A 21,491-nucleotide genomic window follows, 5' to 3' on the forward strand; every position below is an offset into this window, starting at 1 on the left:
ATTCCTGAAGGTAAGGCAACACGCTGGCTGCTCCGTGACCGGAGCGCTGGCCCGGCACGGTCAGGTCTCCGCCCTCTTGCTGGCGTTGCTTTGGTTCCGTGTTCACGACCGAAACGTATGTGGTACCAAAACGAGCGGATGTAGGCGGGTTTCCACTCGGGTGTTCGCTCGTGAATTACACAGACGAGAACGAGCTATGCGCAGCCGTGACCTTGGCAGGCGTCCTCAGTGCGGCTTGTCGCTCTTCTTCAGGTACTCGCGGACCTTCGAGACCCGGTCACCGACAGCGTGAACGGCCTCCTTGAGACGCTGCGGCGTGGTCTTCAGACTCTTGGCCCAACCGCGGGCCTCGTAGTCCTGATTGACGTTGATGCGCTCCCGGTCTTGACCTTGGGACTTGCTCTTGTCGTCGGCCATCATGGTCTCCCAGCAATTGACGTGTGAAGCCAATCCTGAGCCGCATAGTAGTCAGCCGCAGACGCACAGCAGTAGGACAGCGTCGCGCCTGCGCGTCAGAGCTCATGGTGACCATGTGGCGGCGCGCCGGAACGTTCGACCCACAGCGGCGGCACTGTCGACTTGACTCTTCACGATCGCGCGCAACTTGCGAACCGATCACTACCGCCGCGCGTCGGTGGATGCCGCCGGCAGCCCGGTCGATCACGGCATCGACGTGTGGAATGCCGACCACAGGCGCCGGATGTGCGCGAGGGACCGGACGAACTCGTGCAGGACGCGCAGCGCGAGCGCAGCGTGCACCGCGCGCTGAAGGAACTGCCGCCGGAGCAAGCCCTTTTGCTGCAGGTTTTGTTCTTCGAGGAACGGCCGCACGTCACGATCGCGCGGGAGCTGGGCATCCCGCCCGCTGGGAACGGTGGATCCAAGCCGATGATGATCCTCCACCACCCCGAGGACGAGTTCCTCCTGTTGTTGGCGGCGGGGCACCTGCCTGCCGGCCAAGCCGTGGTCGTCGCGGCTCACGTGGAAGAGTGCGCGCAGTGCGGCGCGCGCCTGCGCACGTTGCAGGCGGTCGGCGGCGCGCTGCTGCAGAACGCCGAGCCCCACCCGCTCTCCCCGGACTCGCTGGCGGCGACCCTGCACCGCATCGCAGATGTGCCGCCTGAACCCGCGCGTGCGCCTGCGACTCCGGCGCCCCCGCCGGCCGCGACCTGGCTGCCGGCCGGCGTGATCTGGCCGGCGAGCCTGCGGGGCTGCAAGGTCACACCGTGGCGCCGGATCGGACCCGGCAGGCGCTTCTCCCGTGTGCAACTTCCGCAGGATCCCGAAGCGGCACTGTTCCTGCTCAGGGGGCGCAACTTACCGCGGCACAGGCACAGCCAGCTGGAGCTCACCCAAGTCCTTCGTCGATGAAAGGGCGGTGTTCGGACCGGGCGACTTCGACGCGGCCGAGCGGTACGTGCACCACGAGCCCGTTGTCCGATCGGGAGGCGTGTGCGTGTGCCTGACCTGGGTCGAGGGGAGCTTGCGCTTCGACGCGCGTATTGCGAAGGCTCAGGATGTGACGTCGCTGGCTTTCAGCTGGAGACGAGGCGACCGCGCTGGCCTGACATAAGGAGTGGGCGGAGAAAGGCTGTCAACGGGCCAGCCTCCTTCATGCCAACCATTCTCCTCGAGCGGCGCAGCTCGAAGCGGAACCGGCGGATGAACAATCCGCCGGTGAAGCCGTGTTGGCGGCGAGGGCGTCCATCATTCGGTTGGGATGTCCGCTCACGCCGTCGGCTCAACCATAAGCGGCTCTTGCGGTTTTGCGTCAGGCAAGCCGCCAATTAGACGCCCGTCCAGCGCGCGATCGCTGTCGCGATGTGCCCGTCGAAGCGCAAGCGGCCCTCGACCCACGTCAGACATACGCACACCTGGCCCGGTTGAACCATGGGCTCGTGGTGCACGTCGGGGCCCGCCTGGTCGAAGTCGCCCGGGCCGAAGACCGCCCTTTCATCGACGAACGCGCCGCACAGGACCTGGGTGAGCTCCAGCTGCTCGTGCCTGTGTCGCGGCAGGCTGCGCCCCGGTGAAATGCTGAGCAAGAACAGCGTCGCCTCGGGATCATGTGGAAGCTGCACACGGGAGAAGCGCCTGCCGGGGCCGATCCAGCGCCACGGCGTGACCTTGCTGCCCCTCAGGCTCGTTGGCCAAGTCACTCCCGTCGGCAGCCACGTGCCCGCCGGGGCGGTCGCGGGAGTTGGCGAGGTGCTGGCAGGTTCCGGAGGAACACCGGCTATGCGCTGCAGCGTAGCGGCCAGCAAGTCCGGGGAGAGCGGGTGCGGCTCGGCGCGTTCCAACAGCGCGCCGCCGACCGCTTCCAAGGTGCTCAGCCGCTCGGTGCAGTGGCCGCAGCTTTCCACGTGGGCCTGCACGACCACGGCTTGGCCGGCAGGCAGGCGCCCCGCGGCAAGTGAGAGAAGGAACTCATCCTCGGGATGGTGAACGATCATGGTCCGCATTGATCCAGTTTGCGCCGCAGCTGAGCGATGGCGAGGCGGATGCGCGACTTCACCGTCCCCAGCGGGATACCCAGCTCGCGCGCTATCGTGGCGTGCGGCCGTTCCTCGAAGAACGACAGTTGCAGCAACAGGGCGTGCTCGGGACGCAGTTCTGCGAGCGCAAGGTGCACGCTGCGCTCGCGTTGTGCTGTGAGCGCAAGTTCGTCCGGGCCCGCCCGGACGTCCGCGGTCTCCTGATCGACATCCCAGACGTCAATGTCGTGGTCGACCCGGGCCTCGGCAGCATCCTGGGTCGCCCGGCGGTAATGGTCGATGCGCAGGTTGCGCGTGATCGTGAAGAGCCAGGTGGACAGCGCGGCCCGCCGGGGGTCGAAGGTTGCGGCGCGCCGCCAGAGGATCACCATCGCCTCCTGGGCGAGGTCTTCGGCAACCTGCGTACGAACGCCCGACCGGACGAGATAGCCCTTGATGCGCGGCGCAAAATGCCTGAACAAGGCGGCGAACGCCTCGCGGTCGCCGTTCGTGGCCACCGCGCAGATCCATGCATTGAAGTCGTCGTTCGTCGGCATACAGCTGCGAGCGGGCCTGTCCGTCCGGTCGCCGACGCGCGCCGCGCGCGGGCTGTTGGGACTGCGAGCCCACGCCTGCGTCGGTTCCACGACAAGGTTCATGGGCTCTCTACGCCTCGGGGATGCAATTGGATCACGAGCCCCGCCGGCTGGAGGGCCAGCCGTGCCTGTTCAGCACGATGCGGCGCGGTCCTACAAACCGGCGTTCCGGCGCCTGCGTACCAGACTCTCCATGCCCATTTCCAGGATGCGTGGCCGTTCATCCCTCCATACCCCAACCGCTCTCGCAGCAGCAGCGTCAGGAGCCTTCATGAAATTCCCATTGCCCGCAGCCGGGGCTGCCCTCGCGCTTTGCGCCGCATCGGCAAGCTTCGCGTCCAGCCACCGCGAAGCACCGGCGCTCACCGGAATGCCGAAGGTGGACGCCACCGACCTGTACATATTCCGCAGCTACGAAAGCGGACGGCAGGGCTACGTGACGATCCTTGCCAACTACATGCCGTTTCAGGACCCGCAGGGCGGGCCCAACTACTACATGTTCGACCCGGACGCGCTGTACGAGATCCACGTCGACAACAACGGCGACGGGAAGGAAGACATCTCCTTCCAGTTCAGCTTCCAGAACACGTCCAAAGGCACGCCCCTCACCGTGGGCGGCAAGCAGGTCAAGATCCCGCTGATCATCAACGGCCCGGTCTCGGGCGTGAACCCGGACACCCTGCTCGTGCGCGAGACCTACTCGATGAACGTGGTCCGCGGCGACCGGCGTGGTGGCACCCGATCGAGCGTGGCCAATGCGAGCGGCGGCGGCAGCAGCTTCGATAAGCCCGTGGACAACATCGGCGAGAAGACGTTCGGCGGCGGCGGCTATGCAGCCTATGCGGCACAGCACATCTACACGGTGAACGTGCCGGGCTGCAACGCGCCAGGCAAGGTCTTCGTCGGACAGCGCAAGGAGCCCTTCTACATCGCGGTGGGCAAGAGCTTCGACCTCTTCAACCTGAACCCGCTGGGGCCGGAGGACGGCGGCAACAACAACGACCTGGAATCCAAGAACGTCAGCACCATCGCGATGGAACTGCCGATCGAATGCCTGACGAACGGCAGCGATCCCGTGATCGGCGCCTTCACGACGGCAAGCGTACGACAGGCGAAGCTGGTGGACGGCAATCCGCCCAGCGGTCTGGGCGGCGCGGCGAAGTCGGGCGGTGCATGGGCGCAGGTCTCGCGCCTGGGCATGCCATTGGTCAACGAGCTGGTGGTCGGGCTGGACGACAAGGACCGCTTCAACGCGTCCAAGCCGCGCGATGACGCGAGGTTCCTCGACTACGTGACGAACCCCACCTTGCCGGCGCTGATCCAGACGCTGTTCCCGAGCGCCGTGGCGCCCACGAAGTTCCCGCGAAGCGACCTCGTGGCGGCGTTTCTCACCGGCATCACGGGGCTGAATCGACCGCAGAACGTGGTGCCCAGCGAGATGCTCCGGCTGAACACCTCCATCGCCCCGACCGCGGCCGGTGCGCAGAACCCGCTGGGCGTCGCCGGCGGTGACAACGCTGGCTTCCCCAATGGTCGCCGTCCCGCCGATGACACGGTGGACCTCTCGCTGCGCGTGGCGATGGGTGCGCTGTGCGTGCTGACCGGAGCGAACGACACGCTGCAGGTGGGTTGCGCGCCCTCCGACGCACCCGCCGGCGGGTTGGCCCTGACGGACGGCGTGCGCAAGACGACGGCCGATTACGGCAATGCATTCCCGTACCTAACCACGCCGATCCCGGGCAACTTCAATCCTCCGGCCGCGGCGGGTACCACCTTCCCCTGAGCAGGAGATGCGGCCATGAACCTGAAAAATGCGCTCACCGTGGCTGCTGCGGCCGTCGTGGTGGCCGCCTGCGGTGGCGGTGGCGGCGGCAACGGAACTGTGGCAGGCGAGAACCTCGGCTCGAACAGTGGCGGCAGCGTGCCGCAGTCCGCGCTAGGCAGCAGCAGCGCCCTCGTCGCCTACATGACGCGGCTGATCGGCAACAGCAGCGACTCCGCCGAGCCGCTCACGCTGGGTGACATCACGCTCCCTGTCGACGACACCGCGGAATCGGCCGCCTTGTGAGCAGTCCGTGCCGACTGCCCATGCCTCGGCCGTGCAGTCGGCACACGGTCCGCTGCGCCGGGGAGCGGTCTTCTCGACGGCTCTCTGCTTGCTCTGCGGAACCGCACTCGCGCACACGGAGCAGTCCGCCACAGGCGGGTTGATGTCCGGCCTGCTCCACCCAGTTCAAGGCCTGGACCACCTGCTCGCCATGGTGGCGGTCGGCATCTGGGGCGCGTTCCTGGGGGCGCCTCTCGTCTGGGCTCTGCCGGTGGTCTTTCCCCTGTTGATGGTCATCGGCGCGGTGCTGGGAATCGCCGGAGTGCCGGTGGCCTCCGTGGAGGCGGGGATCGCAATCTCCGTGGTGCTGCTCGGGTCGGTCATCCTGACGGGCTGGCGCGCCCCTGTTGCGGCGGCGCTGGCGTTGGTCGCCGTGTTCGGGGTTTTGCACGGCCATGCGCACGGTACGGAGTTGCCGGAGGCTGCATCGCCTGCTGCCTATTCCGCGGGATTCGTCATCGCCACCGGCCTGCTGCACGTCGCGGGCATCGCACTCGGGCGGCTGGATTGCCTTCCGCGAGGAAGGGCGTTGCTGCGGGGGACCGGCGCGGCCATGGCGTTGGCCGGTACCTGGATGCTCGCGAGGGTCTGGTCGTGAGAGTCCTGCTCGCCGTCTGGTTGTTGATGGCAGTGCTGCCGGTGCGAGCCCACGACAGCTGGCTCGCGCATGCTTCCAGCGAAGCGGACACGAGATTGCTCCGCCTGCAGCTCGCGACCGGGTCACGCTTTCCGCTGCGCGAATCGGCGCCGTCCGCCTCGAGCATCGCGCAAGCAGGCTGCCGCAGCGCCGCGACTTCGGGCCAGGTCCCGTTGACCCCACGGCAGCAGCATGCCCGATACCTTGAGCTGCGTGCCCGGGCCGACGCTTCGGGTGGCGCCGCCTGCTGGGTCGAACTCAAGGCGCAGGACGTGGAAATGACGCCTGAACTGGTCGCCACCTACTTCTCCGAAATCCGCCCCCAGGCGCAGGCCGTGGAACGGTGGAAGCAGCAGCAGGCCGGCGGCATCGGGTGGCGCGAGAGCTACCGCAAGTCCATCAGGATCGAAGTGCCGCCCGCTGGCGACGCGCCGGTGCCCCCTGACTTGCGTCGGCCACAAGGGCTGGGGATGGAAATCGTTCCGGTGGGCGGCGAATCCATCCGCGCTGGCCAGCCGTTCACCTATCAGTTGCTGCGGGATGGAGCGCCCCTCGCGAAGCAGTGGCTCGAGTTCGTCAACGAACGCCATACGCTTGGTGTGTGGCGCCAGACGGACGCGCAAGGGCAGGTACGCCAAGCCCTGCCCTTCGGCGGTGGATGGCTTCTGCGTGCAACACGAGTGGAGCCGCCGGAGCAGGACGCGAGTCCGTGGCGCAGCCGCTTCGCGACGCTTCTGGTGCATGTTCGCTGACCGTGCCGCAGAAGCCGCCGACGGCGCGCTTCATTTGCTTCAGCAGCCGATGGCTTTGGGCGTGCTCACATCCGTGGCGCTGGTGATCCGGGACGTGCGGCGAGAGCGCGTGGTTCCGGCGGCGGCTTTGTTCGTGTCGGCGGCCACTGTCACGCTCGCGCTCCAATCCGCCGGCTGGCATGCAACGTTCGTGGCGGGATGCCTCGTGGTGTTCGGCGCCGTCTGCGCTGCCGCCATCCAGCCGTCACTTCTCGTGATGCTGGCGCTTTGCGCGACGGCAGGCTTCGCTCTAGGCTTCGGTGCAGGAGTGCCATTCGCGACTGCTGCGGAAGCATTCGGCGCACTGTCCACCGCCGGCTTGATCTTGCTCGCGCTTCACGCGAGCTGGCAGGTCGCGAGTGGAAGATGGCCGGAATCGCCTCTGCGGCGGCTGGCCCCGCGCGTAATAGCCGCCTGGCTGACGGCTTTGGGTTTGCTGATGCTGGCCCTCGCACTGCTGCGTCGGTGAGGTGCGCCGACGTTTTCGCGCCGGCAGCGCTGCGCGTGCAAACGAAAAAGATCGACACGGACCCATTGGATGGCGATCCACGGAGTCACCACACGCGTATTCACTTCACCAACCCCTCGAAGGAAATGCACATGCGACTCTCCACCCGAATCCAGCTCTGCGGCGTCGCCGCCGTGTTTGCGTCCGCAGCCCAGGCCACACCCCTGCGTACAGAAGACGTTCCCAGGATCACCAATGGCGGCACGGGCTTCATCGGCGTCACCGAATCCGCCGGCACGGACGCGCGGCCCGAGATGTCGGCCGCACGGGCCGCTCCGGCTACCAGCAGCGTGCCCGTCGCGGCCGGCGAGGCGAGTACGGTGGTCAACGGCCAGCCGAACCGCGATCCCAACGACCCGGCGCTGCGCGCAGCCTCGACACGCGCCATGGGGGCGTCACCGGCAGCCTTCGACCAGGGCAGCCTGCCGATGGCAGTGCAGGTGCCTGCCGGCCACAAGGTCGCGATGGAGACCGTGGGCGCCGGAGAGATCACCTACGCGTGCCGGGCCAAGGCCGGTATGCCGGGTCAGTTCGACTGGGCCTTCGAGGGCCCGGATGCGCGCCTCACCGATCGCAGCGGCAAGGTCGTCGGCCGCTACTTCGGCCCGCCCGCCACTTGGGAGAACGTGGATGGGTCGAGGGTGACGGCAACGCAGATCGCCGTGTATCCGGCGGCGGCGGGGAGCATCCCGTTGCAACTCGTCAAGGCCGACCCGGCCGGCGGCAATGGCGCCCTGAACGGCACAACGTACATCCAACGAGTGGCCACCCAGGGCGGCGTCGCGCCCGCAGCTTCCTGCACCCAGGCGAATGTTGGGGCGAAGCAGGTGGTGAAGTACCAAGCCGACTACATCTTCTACAAGGCCGCTTAAAGGCCGGGCTTCGTCCCGCGGCCAGCATCTCGCTGGCCGCCCACTGACGTTCGTTTCAGCAGCCAATCGGGGGCAAAACTCCTCGCGATCATCGCGACCTCCACTTGCTTCTGCGCATGGCACGCACGCCAGCGCTTTCGCCACTTTGGCTCCGATCATACGTGCCGTCTTGAGGTCTCCCGACGCGAACGCGCTCGCCGCGGGCGCTGAATGGCTCGCCGTACGTCGATGACGTATTCGTCGCGATCTGGCCGAAGACGCGCTCTACCTATGAGCCGACGAAGAGAGTCGGTGGCAGTGCGAGGCGTCGGGCAGCCGCAGCTTCATACACGCGGGAGGAAAGCAGCGTGCGAAATTCTGGTCGCCGATGCCGTGGACTCCCCCGCCCTCATTTGGCCTTCGGTGCAACTTGCCGCACTACGCGCCCGCGCCGGCGAGTTCCCGGCGGCGCTTGCCTTGTCATGCCTGCTGTAGAACTGAGCAGTGTGTTGCCTTACTTGCGGCAAAACCGCCAGCCTGCTCCTGACGGTCTGCGAGATTTACGTCCAAAGCAGTCCAAAGAAGAACCGGCGGCCCGTCCGGATCCGCGGGATTGATGCGCGCCTCTCCTGTTGCCGAGACCTTTCGCGCGCTTAGCGGCCGTTCAGTCTGCTGAGCACCGGAATGCTGCTCAATGGAGGTCCGCTGGCAGCGGTAGTGTTGCCCTGAATGTCGCGCCCTGCCCGGGACCGCGGCTGTGTGCCTGCAGCGTGCCTCCGTGCAACTGCATAAGGGATCGAGCAAGGGCCAAGCCCACGCCCAAGCCGCCTTGTGCGCGGCCTGCCGATCCCGGCAACTGAGTGAACAGGCTGAAAAGCCGTTCGGCTTCCGCCGAGCTGAATCCGATTCCCCGATCCTCTACTTCGAAGAGAACGCTTTCCCCGGTGCTGCAACAGCGAAGCGTGATCACTTGACCCGGATCGCTGTACTTCGAAGCGTTGGTCAACAGATTGACGAGTACCTGGGCGAGCCGGACAGGATCAGCCGACAGGCGAAGGTCAAGATCCACGTGCGACTGCAGTTCCAGGCGTTGTGACTTGGCGTCGAGCATCGATTGCGCCGTCTGCATCGCAAGCCGCAGTACGTCGCCGACCGCAATCAACTCTTTCCGCAGCTCGACTTTCCCCCGTGCGACACGGGCGACGTCGAGTAGGTCGTCCAGCAAGCGGGACATCACCGAAACTTGCCGCCGTATCACGTCGACGGCCAAGTCGATCTTCTCGGGCCGAAGACCGCGGCGGGCGAGGATTTCGGCCGCAGTGCGCACCGGCGACAAGGGATTCCGCAGCTCGTGTGCCAGCGTCGCGATGAACTCATCCTTCCGGCGGTCTGCTGCACGCAACGCCGATTCACTCTGCTGCAGCGCTTGCAGCGCCTCCTGCAGTTCCCGTTCCGCCCTGAGGCGCTCCGTGACATCCCGCAGCGTCGCGGTGAACATGGGCGGTGCACCGTGCACGACCGCTATCGAGAGTTCGACTGGAAACTCCTGCCCGTCGGCCCGCATGGCTTCCACCTCGATGCGGCGACCGATGACGGGCCCGATTCCGCTGTCGAGAAAACGCCTCAGACCGGCCTCGTGCGCTGCTCGGAGGCGGGGCGGGATGATCAACTCGCTCAGGCGACGATCAATGGCCTCGTGTCGCCGGTAACCGAAGATGGATTCGGCCGCGCGGTTGAAGTCCAGCAGCCGACCTTCCGCGTCCATCGTGATGATCGCGTCGAGGGACGCGTCGAGGATCGCCGCTTTGCGCGCATCGGCTTGCGCCAGTGCGTCGATGGCCCGCCGCAGGGCCGGGATCTCGCGGGTGAAGACACGCGCATGGATGAACCTGCCGTCATTGCGGAGGACTGAGGCTGAGACAAGTACATGCCGCTCTGCCCCCTCGCGAGAGCGCAGAGTGACCTCCGCGCTGTTGAGGTCCTCACCCTTGCGCAAGCGTTCCAGGTGGTCCGCAGCCAAGACCGAATCGGCGTAGAAGGCGGTGAAGCTCTGGCCGGCCAGTTGCTCGCGGGTGCTGCCCAGAAGCTCAGCAAGGGCATGGTTCGACTGACGGATGCGACCGTCTTCCGTCTGGAAATGAAGCCCGACCGGAGCGTTATCGAAGAAATCCGACAGGTCGTCGCGCGTTGCTTGGGGCTGGTGCATCAAGGCCGGGATTCTCGCCCACGCCGGAGAGCGGCGTCACGTCGTGAACCTGGCTCGCATAGCTTCTGCGGCCGCGCGGGGGCTCCCGCCCGTGTGGAAAAAACCGTCGCCCGCACCTACGCCGCATGGATCGCCTTCAGCGAGTTGCGGGCGGACGAAATCGACAAGCGCACGGCCGAGCTAGCTGTTGCTGGCCGACCGATGCAAGCGCCCGCGCGGCGGCAAGAAGGCCGGCGCTGGACTAGCTGAGATCGATGCCTGACGGGCTATGTAGTCTGACCACGAGCTTGACCGCGCAAGTCCCCCCATCTCTTCGAGCGCGGGAAAGAATAGCCGTGCAGCTGCCGCGCGAAGTTGATGGGCCGCCTGGATCCGGGCCTCAGTAGGAGCTCGTCCTCCAGATGCGCCCTCTAGCTGCCAACGCAGCAGCTCTGATTCAGCCTGGAGAGCCGAATTGTTGACGATTAGCCACGCGTCGAATTCGCACTCCAGAGCGTGCGGAGCCAAGTGGGTAGATGGCCGAGGGCATCAAGGAGAGACTGCGGTACGCACAGGCATTGTGGTCCGGGGCGTGCTCCTTGGGTGAGCGCAGGCGACAAGCGCGAGGGTGAACCACTGCGCCTCTAAACAGCAGGCTGGCTCAACGCGACGCCAGGCTCGGCTAGGATCAAACATTGCGAACCTTACAGCTCCAACGACAAAAAAACCCTGACCCAAGGACCAGGAGCGGAGACGGTGAGTTTGAAGATGATTGCAGCTATGGGCTACAGCGATTATGAAGTCGCGGCCGAGGCTGACGCATTCTTGTGATCGAAGTCCTGAGCCCGGCACGCCGTCGACTTGGCACACGGGCAGGTGGACAGCCTGAGCGGTCACGCCAACTACTTATTCACCGCTGCGCAGCCGGCCGTCACGCGCAAGCCTTCTCCACGACCTTCCGAATTCACGCTGGTACCAGGCGACGGCGAGCTGCGGGTGGAGCACGGCTTGCGCACGCGTGTGCGGTCGGCCCACCCGCAGGCCGCCGAGTTCACGATTGCCTCGCTCTTCGTTGTGGGTCGCCATCTGCTGCCCCCCGCCCCCCTCACGCATCGCGGCCTCACAAGCAGACCGCCCGTCGTGTCGACCACGTCGGCCTCTGGCCGAAAACAGCCCAGGAGCGAAGAGGAGATGTCTGTGCGGATCTGCCGGCCTCAGCTATCCGGCGCTTTAGGCTTCTAAGGACGCTGCGCGCTACTTGGTCGAACGCCCGAAGGACGATGTTCCGGTGTCTATGCCGATACTCTTGTGCACCCGACGAGCGCGTCTCGCTTCCGAGAGGCACGCTTGTAATGCACCGTCTGCCATGAGCCTCGCTGAAGCGAGATCTTCCTCAACCTGTCGGATGTCGATGCTCTCTCTGCTCGCCATCCGAGGAAGCATCGCTATGGCAAGCTGTTGTTCAAGCTCTCGGACACGCTGCTGCGCGGCCTGCCACTCAGCCAACTTGGATTCCATGCGCTCATTGTCGGGCGGCTCAGCTGACGCGAACCTTGCTTTGCAATGGCATGGACGCAAGCCTGCCCTCCTCTTGAACCATATCTTCTGGGCGGCAGCCTGGCGCCGACGGTGCCCAACTGCTCAGACAGTGACATGTCTGCTCCTGGCGAGAGCCGCGTTTTAGTCCGAGGCGCAGAGCGGGGACTCCCCAGCCCGCCTCCGTCTGTGTCGATGGACGCTTATGTGCGTTGCCCAACGCCCCGGAACTGAGACACTGGACGCGCGAACACTGCGCGCATTCCCCTAGAGCGCTTACCCTGCTAGTCACATATTGTTGCGCTAGAGGTGGGGGGTTTATGGGCGCACGCACTGTCTTGCTGGTGGACGACGACCGGGATTTCACTGACACCCTGGCGATGCTCTTCGAGGCCGAAGGATTCGATGTCCTCACCGCGGCTGATGGCCGGTCAGCGTTGGATGTGGCGCACCAGGTACGGCCTCCTGTGATCCTGCTGGACCTCGTTATGCCTGGCGAAGACGGCTACAAGGTGTTGGCGTCGATCCGCACCGAGGCCGGCTGCGGTGAGTCTGCTGTATTCGCGGTGTCGGGCTGGGGAACTGAAGGAATGGAAGATTCATGCGTGGCCGCGGGCTTCGACGGCTACTTCAGAAAACCTTGTGAGCCGGCAAGCCTGATGCGCCGCGTTGCTGAGGCGATTTACCGCAGGTGCGTGCAAGACGATGAGCGCAGCCGTCACGAGTTGCTGCAGCTGGGGAAAACACGCCGGTGAGGCCTCCTTCCGAAGGCTAAGTGGTGCTCAACTCGCAATCCATCGGTCGCATTGACGTCTGCTCTGGCCGGAGCCAGCCGTTCCCCGCATCGGGCGCGCTGCACGCCCGGAGAGTTGCAGGGACAGTCGCTACTGCCCGCGCACTTCCGATTTGAGCCCTCCTCTCCGACTCCCCGCGGGTTTCCGGGTCGACGGCAGCCCGGCTCCTGCGAGTTAGCCGCGGTCCTGCTGGGTGGCGAGAGCACCCTGCCCCGCTGCCTTGGTTTCCAGCCGGCGCTGCTGGCGCGCCTCATGTCTTGGCCAGAAGGAAGTGCCAGCGGAGTTGCTGCTGCGAACGGTCGACATTATCTTGGAAGTGGCAACCCTGCGAGCTTCGTCCTGGATGCCGGCGCACGAACCGGGGAGACACCTGACGCCTGAGCGCACCGGCCTCGGGGCATCCCTGAATGCCGGGCGCGGACCTGCTGCGGCAGAATGGATGGAATGTCGCACAGGAACGACGAAGAAGCCACGCGGCTTGCGCCCGCGACGCTGGGCGATGTGCTCTACGGAGCCCCTCATGACTCGCTCGTCACGGAAAGGAGTTGGGTGGATCTCGTGGAGTCGGTCGCGGCGCGCAACCAGCTGGCACTGCACGCGCTGTACGAGCGCGCCCACAGGGTCGTGTTCACCCTGGCCATGCGGATCACCGGCAGCCGCGAAACTGCGGAGGAGCTGACGCTGGACGTCTTCCACGATGTCTGGCGGCACGCGGCTTCCTTCGATCCGGCCAACGGCACCGTCCTGGGCTGGATCATGAACCACGCACGGTCGCGGTCGATCGACCGCCTGCGGTTCAGGAATCGCTCCGCTCTGAATGGGCTCGCCCCTGCGCCGGTGCCGGAGGCGGCGGAGTCGCCGGCCCCCGTGGAACGCGAGCAGCAGAGCGAGTCGCTGCAGCGCGCGTTGAGCCAGTTGGGTCAAGGCGAGCGCGAGGCGATCGAAGCCGCCTTCTTCTCCGAGCTCTCCTACGCCGAGGTGGCGGACCGGCTCAACCAGCCGGTCGACACCATCAAGACGAGTATCCGCTCCGGTTTGCACAAGTTGCGCGAAGCACTGGGCGCAGAATCGAGGCCAGCATGAGCTCCCGTCCGAACACCGCAGCATGCGAGCGAGCCGAGCACGTTAGCGCCTACGCGCTGCAGATGCTCCCGCCGCACGAGGTGGCCGAATTCGAAGCCCACATCGGATCGTGCCCGCACTGCCGCCGCGAGCTCGACCGATTGAGCCCTGCCGTCAACGCGCTGCTGTCCTGGCGGACCGACGTGCTGCGCCCCGTCTCTCCGCTGCAGGTGCAATTGGCCCGCCGCCTCGCTGCCGAGACCGGCGGGCAGGTCGTGCTGCCGGCCGCGCGGCAGTGGACCGAGCCCGAATGGGTGGAAGTCGCGCCGGGCATCTCCTGCAAGCTGCTTGCCACCGACGACGAACGGCGCCGCGTGAGCATGCTGGTGCGGCTCGCGCCGGGTGCCGAGTACCCGCCCCACACGCACTCCGGCGTCGAGGAACTGCACCTCCTGGATGGAGAACTGTGGATCGATGAACGCAAGCTGTACCCAGGCGACTTCAATCGCGCCGAGCCCGGCACAGGGGACAAGCGGGTGTGGAGCGAGACCGGTTGCACCTGCGTGTTGATCACCGGCCAGGACGACCTCCTGGGCTGAGAAGGCCGGGGCCTTCATGTGTCGCGGGCGACCCCGTGAATGGATGCAGGCTACTTGCGTTTGGCGTGATGGCTGCAATCTTCTGGTCCAAGAACTTCGAGCGCCTCGAGGTCTGCTCCTGGCCGGAAGCGCCCTCGCCCCCCAAGTCGGGCAGCAAACAATCCCTCAGCGGGCATTGAGCTCCAGATCCTTTCAGGCGGCACTCAGTCCAGCAGTTGGTATGCCGTCGCGCGATCGACTTACCAGCCACACCCTGACGCACTGTTGCCCAGCTCTCCTGCCAAATCGTCAAGGCAGAAAAGTCTCAGGTCGGCTTCTCGCGCGCTGAAGCCTCCACGTTGACACCGCCTTTGCCGCCACATACTCTTAGCTTATGTTCTTCAGAACGCGTGAGCGCCCTTCGGGCCCGGTCCACCGCCATGGCCGTACGTCGTCGATGCCCGGTCAGCTCTGGATCGACCGGCACCCGATCATCGCAGCGCTCCTCCTTGTCGCGGGTGCACTCTCCATTGCCGCGGCGATCTACGGGTTCTTGTAGCGGGTCGCTAGCCCTGTTTTTCTGGTGATCACGAGGGCAAGGCTTCGCCTGGCACGCGCGGGCTATCGGGCGGCGATGGCCGGCACCCTCACCAGGGAGAAGATGCAGGGCGGGGAGCCGACGATCTCGATGTCCATATTCGGGAACACACCGGAAGCCGGGCGCGGTCCTCGGTTCGGCCACGCTGTCATTGCCTCCCGACGATTGGCTGCGGCACCTCAACTATTCGAAGTCACGATGCGGGCGATCCCTCAGACTGCCGGTTCAAGCTACGCCATAGCGGCGACGCCAGCTACTCCTGGCGCGGTGCTGGAATTTGGTTTGGGGTCACGCGCGCGAAATGCTTCGCAATTGCGGGATCGGTGCGGCAGAAGCTGTTGGCGAGATTCTCGGAGAGCTCGGGCTGTCCTGGGGGATCCATGGGAGCCATGTTGCTGGCCCCACCCCAGGTAGTTGCTCTCGAGGGTCTCCAACTGGCCGTCGATGTCCTGCGTTTGAAGCCCCCGTAAGTAGGCCCCGTCCTTGATGTAGGAGGGGGCCGAGCATCACCTGCGCGGCGAAACGGTTCGGCGCCTTGAGTTTTCCAGCAGCCCGATCATTGCGCTGACGAACGGCCGTGGGCGGGCAAACGCCCCCTCGGGCGCGACTTAGTACCTTCTTGGAGTTGTAACCGAGCGCTACGATATGCGGCATGTACCAACCTCCCAATGAGCAAGCGTCGAGGCAGCCCGGGGGCTTGGCAAATTCGACGAGCGCGTGGAATGTATTGTTGGCCCTCTTTTCGGCAGCTATCTTGCCTGCTATACCGTCAAGGCTACAGACGGCTTTGTTGGGTACGCCAGATCTGCTCTAAGCCGCCGAGATGCCCGTGGAGCGCATCGCCTTGGCGTAAGGCCGCTTCAGGTCCGTACTCGACGAGTGAAGAAGCGATCGCGGGAGTGATTGCCCGAAGCACGTCCATTCTGGAGCCGCGGGCAGTCCGTGCGGGTAAGCCTCAGAGCTTCTTCAAGATCGTGCGTTAGTCAGCGAGCGGCGGAATCTCTGCTTGGCAGTCGTTCTGCGTAAACCCCCTGCGACGCTCCACGACTAGCGCGGGTTGCTGAGCGGGGGTTCAGCGGTTAAGCCGCGGTGTCCCAGGGGTAGGCCCGACTTGATCCTTCTGTCATACCGTGATGTACTGAACTCCTAGCGATTGAGTAGCGGCATGATTGGGCACTCGCCAGAGCGTGAAATGGAAGAGGCAGATCTGAAGGAACAGCTCGATCAAGCACAGCACGCAGTTCGCGAGGCACAGCTAAACCTCAACGAGGCATTGCGCAGGCTCAAGCAAGCGGAAGCCAGAGAAGAGTGTCTCAAGAAGAAGTTCCTCGGGATCTACCGGCCGACCCCGCCGACTAGGGCCTCTCACCGTTAGCGGGAAGCAAATTGTGGTTTGCCCGGCTGGCCGATCGCATTGGCTCGCGTCGCTGAGCGGCCTCTTGAGCGCCCCAGCGGAACCGCGCGCACGGACGAATCGCACCAGACCTGCGTGTGTCTCGGTGCTGACGCCGTTTTCACCGCCGAACCAAACGCTCGCGAGCTGCTCGACTTCTGTCGAGGCGTGCTGTCCTAACCTGTCTCCCGCACGGGGTTCGGGGTCGGTGCGCAGGGCAACTCGAAGCGAAAGGTGCTGCCGCGATCCGGTGCGCTCTCGGCCCAGATGCGCCCCCCATGTGCAGCCACGATGCCGTGGCAGATGTACAAGCCGAGTCCCAACCCGGCAGCCTGGTCCGCGCCCCTCGCCTGCCAGTAGCGGCCGAACACCTTCTCGAGTTGATCCGCGGGGATGCCTCTGCCCGTGTCTTGAACGTAGAACTCGCAGCGGTCTCCCCGGGGCACCGCGCCGACGGTGATGACACCGCCCTCGGGCGTGAATTTGATCGCATTGCCGATCAAGTTGGCAAAGACATGGAAGATGCGCTCCGGGTCCGCAGCAACGTACATGGATGCGGGCTCATGGGCGACCAGCTGCTGGTGGCGAGCTTCCGCGAGGTGCCGCATCAGTTCGCACGCTTCGTAAATCAACACGGCCCCGTCCTGCGCAAGCGGCTGCACCTGGAATCGGCCGGCCTCGATCCTGGCGAGGTCTACGAGGTCGCGCAGCATCGTCGTCATGCGGTCCGCAGCCCGTTGAATGACCAGTGCGCTGGTCGCGAGTCGCTTGGAGCCTTCGCCCGGATCCGTGCCGACAAAACGCTGGATCAACGTGGCCTGCATGGCCACGATCGATACGGGCGTACGGAGGTCGTGCGATACCGCCGCGACCAGTTCATCGCGTGCGCGGACAGCGGCTTTGTGTGATTCGACTTGGTGCGCCAGATCGATCTCGACCGCGTGCCGCCGCAGCTCACTGGCAAGATGCCGCTCCACCGGGTGCCAGGGCAGCGACTTTCCCCGGATCTCCTCTTTCCACACCGCAAACGAACGCCGCGGATGCAAGCGGGGGATGCCGTTCTCGACTTCGATCCGGGCACTCTTGGCTGGGTCGCCGCCCCAGAGGACGGTATGCGGCACCTGGGGGCGAAACCACAAGAGCATGCGATCGCCGGGCGGCAGGGTGATGGCCATCACACCGCTTGCCACAGCGGCGAGGCCTACCGAGCCGGGGTGCTCTAGCGGCAACTGGCGCGTGGAGAAGAAGCCGTTGTCAACGTTCGTGCGCACGTACGTGGCGATCTGACCAACTTCGGCTTCGTCCGGGCAGTTCCCGATCCGGCCGGTTTCTTCGCCGTCGATCCAGGCGGCGCCGGAAGCGCCGACCAGTCCAAGAAGATGGTGTGGCTCGGTCACGAGCGCACGAAGCAAACGACTCGGATCCGCACGCATCGCCGCGCGCAACGCGGCCAGCGTCTCGCGTGCCGCCGCTTCCCGCTTGTGGAATTCCGTGGCACGCAACGCCCCCAGCTGCGTCGAAAGCAAGCGGCCGATCAGCTCGCACGATCGGCGCAGTCCGGGCGGCATCTGCTTGGGCGTGCGGTGTCCGCAGCTGATCAGCCCCCAGAGCTGGCCGTCGACGATCAACGAGACACTCATCGAGGCGCGGACGCCCATGTTGGCGAGGTACTCCAGGTGCACGGGAGAGACGCTGCGCAGATGTGCACCCGAGAGGTCGAGAGGTTCACCCGAGTCGGGGCGAAGCGTGGGCACGAGCGGCACCGGCCGGTAGCTCGCGTCGGGGATGCAGCGGATCCAGTTGCGCAGATAGAGTGCGCGCGCCTGGCGCGGGATGTCGGATTCGGGATAGTGGTGGCCGAGATACGGGTCCAACTCGGGGTGCCGGTCCTCGGCGATCACTTCGCCGTGACCGTCTTCGTCGAATCGGTAGATCATGACCCGGTCGAAACCGGAAAGCGCACGCACGTGGCTGTTGCACGTGGCGACCAGTGCTGCCTCGTCTTCGGCGGTCGCGATAGCGCGTAACGCGACATCCAGCCCGCCAGCAAAGTCGGAATGGCCCTCCAGGCGCTCCAACTCCACGATGATCAATTCGCCGACCCAATGGCAAGTCGCGAACAAGGGAGAGCCGTCGAGGCCCCGAACCGGGGCTTCGTGCACGTGCGCGCGGAGGACCGCGTCTAAGAGTTCGTCACCGCTGCCGGCATCGAAAAGTTCATGCAGTCGCTGGCCTGCAAGTTCTGCCTGCGGGCTCTTCAGCAACTCGACCGAGTTGGCGCTCGCCTGCAGAACCTGACCGGTGCGCTGGACCAGCAGCAGCGCGCCATGCGGCTGAATCGCGCCCGGCACGTGGATGGGTTCGGCCGCGCAAGCCGACAAATCGGGCGGGGCGGGCTGGGCATCGGTCATTGGCTACGGAAGGAACGGACGAGGGCAGTGTATCCAGTCGCCATGTTCATCGATCCACCCGAGCCGCGTAGCAGGGGCGTCTTCCTCGCCTCGAATGCTCCCCGCCCACTGGGCCGCAATGCCGGCCCGGGGCTCGGTGACTCAGCTCTTCAGCGCAATGTCCTACACGCGCTTGATCTGGCTTCCTGCAGACTAGCTTTGTGCAAATCAATTTGACCGATTCTGGAAATCGCCTTGCAGACGAAGCCGAACGACTGCGGCTCTTCATCTCTTCGGTCGCCGATTACGCGATCTACATGCTCTCTCCTACTGGGGAGGTCGTTAGCTGGAACCTGGGCGCCCAGCGCTTCAAGGGCTACGAGCCGCACGAGATCATTGGGAAGCACTTCTCGAACTTCTACACGCCAGAGGACCGGGCGGAGGGCGTGCCGGCTCGCGCGCTCGAACTCGCACGGACCACAGGCAAGTTCGAAGCGGAAGGCTGGCGGGTGCGCAAGGATGGATCGCGGTTCTGGGCGAGCGTCGTCATCGACCCGATCCGCGATGAGAAGGGCGAGCTCATCGGGTTCACCAAGATCACGCGCGACATCACCGACAAGCGCGAGGCGCAGAAAGCCCTGCGTCTGAGCGAGGAGCGGTTCCGAATGCTCGTGCAGGGGGTGACGGACTACGCCATCTACATGCTGTCCCCCTCCGGGGAGATCACCAACTGGAATGCGGGCGCGCGCCGCATCAAGGGGTACGACGAGTCCGAGGTGATCGGCTCCCACTTCTCGCGCTTCTACACCGACGAGGACCGTGAGAAGGGCATGCCGGCGAATGCGCTGCGCATCGCGAGCGAGGCGGGAAGGTATGAAGCGGAGGGCTGGAGATCCCGCAAGGGCGGCACGCGCTTCTGGGCCCATGTAGTCATCGACGCGATCCGCGACGAAGATGGGATGCTGGTCGGCTTCGCCAAGATCACCAGGGACATCACGGAGCGCAAGCAGGCGGCCGAGCAGCTCGAAAAGACCCGTGAGGCGCTCTTCCAGTCACAGAAGCTCGAAGCCATCGGCAAGTTGACAGGCGGCGTGGCCCACGACTTCAACAACCTGCTGAACGTGCTGACGAACGGCTTGTCCATGCTGCGGCAGCAGACGCGCGACGCGGATTCGCTTCGGCTGATCGATAGCATGGAGAAGGCGACGAACCGGGCCACCGCGCTCACGCAGCAGCTTCTCAGCTTCGCGCGGCAACAGCCTCTCCGGCCCGAACCGCGCGACGTGGGGCGCCTGGTGACTGCCTTCGAGACAGTCCTGCGCAGGGCCAACCGCAGCGCTATCCAGTTCGAAGTTCAAGTTGCGCCCCGCCTGCCTGCCATCCTGGTCGACGCAACCCAATTCGAGACCGCGCTGCTCAATCTCGTCGTCAATGCGCGTGATGCCACGCCCGATGGCGGCCGCATTACCATCTCCGCGCAGGCCCGCGATCTGGCCGCCGGCGAGGTCGGGGCGCTGCCCGCGGGACGCTACATCGAGGTGAGCGTCGCCGACAGCGGTGCCGGCATGTCGCCTGAAGTTCTCGCGCGCGCCGTGGAGCCCTTCTTCACGACCAAGCCCCGGGGCAAGGGCACGGGCCTAGGACTCAGCCAGGTGTATGGCCTGACGCAGCAGTCGGGCGGAGACGTCCGGATCGCCTCCCGACTGGGCGAAGGTACGACCGTCTCCATGTTCTTCCCGGCGCTGCCCGCGGAGCAGCAGCCCGTGCATGTGAAAACCGACGGCTCCGAGAAGGTCCTGGTCGTCGACGACCAGCCCGAGGTGCTCGAAATGGTGGCGGAGATCTTTCGCAATCTCGGGTTCGATGTGCTGACGGCGGGCGATGGTCGTTCAGCGCTGAACGTCCTCACGCGCGAGGTCAACATCGGCCTGCTCTTCAGCGACATCGTGATGCCTGGGATGAACGGGATCGAATTGGCCAACCAGGTGAAGGACCGGTTCCCGGCGATGAAGATCCTGCTGGCCTCCGGCTACCCGCCGCCCGAGGCCGGCGACGTTACGGACTTCGATTTCCTGTCGAAACCCTTCAGCATGGCCGACGTGGCCAAGAAGTTGCGCGCTTTAGCGCGATGAAAGGGGAGTCCCCATGGCCCTCTTGCAGCTGGATATCCTGGTGGTCGATGACAACTTCGGGTCTGCGTTCATGATGGCCGAGGTCTTCAAGCGCGCTGGTCACCAGGTGCGCGTGGCCTTCGGCGGCAACGAAGCCATTCGCGCGGCAGCCACCCAGGCGCCGGATGTCATCCTGATGGACATCAACCTTCCCGACCTCGGAGGGTTCGAGGCCGCCAAGCGCATCAAGACGTTGATGCCGCAGGTTAGGGTGATCGGCATGTCAGGGCTTCACGTTCCCCCTGAAATGGAGGGTGACATGCTGATCTTCGAGGAACGCCTGCACAAACCGATTCGGCCCGAGCAACTGCTTTCGACGCTGGACCACCTGTTCGAGCCTGGCTGCAAGTTCGAATGAGTTCGTATTTGCGGCGAAACTCAACAGTGCGCACCCCATGTCTCGGCGTCACAACTTCGAACCTAGCTCGGCCTGCAGCGGCTTATGCAGAAGCGGTGGGCAAGCGCCGAACTACTGCCGAGCCCTGGACTGTACTCAATCGTTACGGCCCGCTCGCGGGAGGCTATCTCAAGCGAGCGGCGGTTGGCGGTCGGCGTTCCCTGGACACCTCGTCGCGCACTACTCGAACCCGTTAAGTTCGCGCCCCTCATGTCCCTCGATCCTGACCAACGCAAGCGAATAGAGCCCCACAACGGTCAGGTGCAGGTGCAGGTGCAGAGAGTGTGAGGCATCAGCTTGAGCGCAGCGCTGTTGACAGTCTGGCCAGTTGATCCCGTAGTCGCTGAGCTTTACGCTGCATGGCAGCCCGGGAAAAGAAGCTGGATGATCACAAGCAGCTCGTTGGCGCGGCTGTCGACGCTT

Annotated in this window: 17 protein-coding genes; 12 read left to right on the forward strand and 5 right to left on the reverse strand. The window is 65.4% G+C overall.

Annotated elements, in window-relative coordinates; all coding sequences use genetic code 11:
* Window positions 1-225 precede the first annotated feature (225 nt).
* Entirely contained in the window at window positions 226-417 is a 192-nt protein-coding gene (locus tag EZ313_RS21280; RefSeq protein ID WP_135265304.1) for a DUF3606 domain-containing protein, read from the reverse strand.
* 309 nt (window positions 418-726) lie between these two features.
* Here EZ313_RS21280 and EZ313_RS21285 point away from each other — a divergent pair, with 309 nt between their 5' ends.
* A complete protein-coding gene (locus EZ313_RS21285) occupies window positions 727-1,371 on the forward strand; it encodes a transcriptional regulator (protein ID WP_205960451.1) in 645 nt (214 codons plus the stop codon).
* Window positions 1,372-1,787: 416 nt separating this feature from the next.
* Here the strand turns inward: EZ313_RS21285 and EZ313_RS21290 are convergent, their stop codons facing one another.
* Both EZ313_RS21290 and EZ313_RS21295 read right to left on the reverse strand, forming a co-directional pair.
* Window positions 1,788-2,453, reverse strand: coding sequence for a ChrR family anti-sigma-E factor (locus EZ313_RS21290; protein WP_135265355.1), 666 nt, complete (start codon window positions 2,451-2,453; stop codon window positions 1,788-1,790).
* Window positions 2,450-3,133, reverse strand: coding sequence for a sigma-70 family RNA polymerase sigma factor (locus EZ313_RS21295; RefSeq protein WP_240788729.1), 684 nt, complete (start codon window positions 3,131-3,133; stop codon window positions 2,450-2,452). The genes EZ313_RS21290 and EZ313_RS21295 overlap by 4 nt, the downstream gene beginning before the upstream one ends.
* Window positions 3,134-3,341: 208 nt before the next feature.
* Between EZ313_RS21295 and EZ313_RS21300 the strand changes: the two genes are divergently transcribed.
* The 6 genes from EZ313_RS21300 (at window position 3,342) to EZ313_RS21325 (ending at window position 7,985) form a co-directional block, all read left to right on the forward strand.
* Window positions 3,342-4,853, forward strand: a complete 1,512-nt coding sequence (locus tag EZ313_RS21300) for a DUF4331 domain-containing protein (protein ID WP_135265305.1) — start codon at window positions 3,342-3,344, stop codon at window positions 4,851-4,853.
* A gap of 15 nt (window positions 4,854-4,868) precedes the next feature.
* Window positions 4,869-5,138 carry a hypothetical protein gene (locus EZ313_RS21305; protein ID WP_135265306.1) on the forward strand — a complete coding sequence of 90 codons (270 nt, stop codon included), beginning with the start codon at window positions 4,869-4,871 and terminating at the stop codon, window positions 5,136-5,138.
* A 31-nt stretch (window positions 5,139-5,169) separates the two neighbouring features.
* A complete protein-coding gene (locus EZ313_RS21310; protein WP_240788737.1) occupies window positions 5,170-5,775 on the forward strand; it encodes a HupE/UreJ family protein in 606 nt (201 codons plus the stop codon).
* On the forward strand, window positions 5,772-6,566 hold the full coding sequence (locus EZ313_RS21315) for a DUF4198 domain-containing protein (protein ID WP_135265307.1): 795 nt from the start codon (window positions 5,772-5,774) through the stop codon (window positions 6,564-6,566). Before EZ313_RS21310 ends, EZ313_RS21315 begins: the two co-directional genes overlap by 4 nt.
* The gene (locus tag EZ313_RS21320; protein ID WP_135265308.1) at window positions 6,556-7,074 is read left to right on the forward strand and encodes a hypothetical protein; all 519 of its coding nucleotides are present in this window, start codon (window positions 6,556-6,558) and stop codon (window positions 7,072-7,074) included. Before EZ313_RS21315 ends, EZ313_RS21320 begins: the two co-directional genes overlap by 11 nt.
* 425 nt (window positions 7,075-7,499) lie before the next feature.
* Window positions 7,500-7,985 (forward strand): DUF3455 domain-containing protein, encoded by a 486-nt coding sequence (locus tag EZ313_RS21325; RefSeq protein WP_135265358.1) that lies wholly within the window; start codon window positions 7,500-7,502, stop codon window positions 7,983-7,985.
* A 670-nt stretch (window positions 7,986-8,655) separates the two neighbouring features.
* Here EZ313_RS21325 and EZ313_RS21330 read toward each other — a convergent pair.
* On the reverse strand, window positions 8,656-10,170 hold the full coding sequence (locus EZ313_RS21330; RefSeq protein WP_135265309.1) for a sensor histidine kinase: 1,515 nt from the start codon (window positions 10,168-10,170) through the stop codon (window positions 8,656-8,658).
* Between the two features lie 1,835 nt (window positions 10,171-12,005).
* Here EZ313_RS21330 and EZ313_RS21335 point away from each other — a divergent pair.
* The 3 genes from EZ313_RS21335 to EZ313_RS21345 all read left to right on the forward strand — a co-directional run bounded on the left by EZ313_RS21335 (window position 12,006) and on the right by EZ313_RS21345 (window position 14,140).
* Entirely contained in the window at window positions 12,006-12,440 is a 435-nt protein-coding gene (locus EZ313_RS21335) for a response regulator (RefSeq protein ID WP_135265310.1), read from the forward strand.
* Window positions 12,441-12,923: 483 nt separating this feature from the next.
* Entirely contained in the window at window positions 12,924-13,562 is a 639-nt protein-coding gene (locus tag EZ313_RS21340; protein ID WP_167772686.1) for a sigma-70 family RNA polymerase sigma factor, read from the forward strand.
* Entirely contained in the window at window positions 13,559-14,140 is a 582-nt protein-coding gene (locus EZ313_RS21345) for a cupin domain-containing protein (RefSeq protein ID WP_135265312.1), read from the forward strand. Before EZ313_RS21340 ends, EZ313_RS21345 begins: the two co-directional genes overlap by 4 nt.
* A 2,146-nt stretch (window positions 14,141-16,286) precedes the next feature.
* Here the strand turns inward: EZ313_RS21345 and EZ313_RS21355 are convergent.
* Window positions 16,287-18,521, reverse strand: coding sequence for an ATP-binding protein (locus EZ313_RS21355; RefSeq protein WP_135265313.1), 2,235 nt, complete (start codon window positions 18,519-18,521; stop codon window positions 16,287-16,289).
* Window positions 18,522-18,721: 200 nt separating this feature from the next.
* On the opposite strand from EZ313_RS21355, the gene EZ313_RS21360 reads away from it, so the two are divergent.
* Window positions 18,722-20,632 carry a hybrid sensor histidine kinase/response regulator gene (locus tag EZ313_RS21360; RefSeq protein ID WP_135265314.1) on the forward strand — a complete coding sequence of 637 codons (1,911 nt, stop codon included), beginning with the start codon at window positions 18,722-18,724 and terminating at the stop codon, window positions 20,630-20,632.
* 13 nt (window positions 20,633-20,645) lie between these two features.
* Complete coding sequence (locus EZ313_RS21365) at window positions 20,646-21,029, forward strand: response regulator (protein ID WP_135265315.1); 384 nt, start codon at window positions 20,646-20,648, stop codon at window positions 21,027-21,029.
* Window positions 21,030-21,491: the final 462 nt, after the last annotated feature.

It is taken from the genome of Ramlibacter henchirensis (assembly GCF_004682015.1).
In the GTDB taxonomy this organism is placed as follows: Bacteria; Pseudomonadota; Gammaproteobacteria; order Burkholderiales; family Burkholderiaceae_C; genus Ramlibacter; species Ramlibacter henchirensis.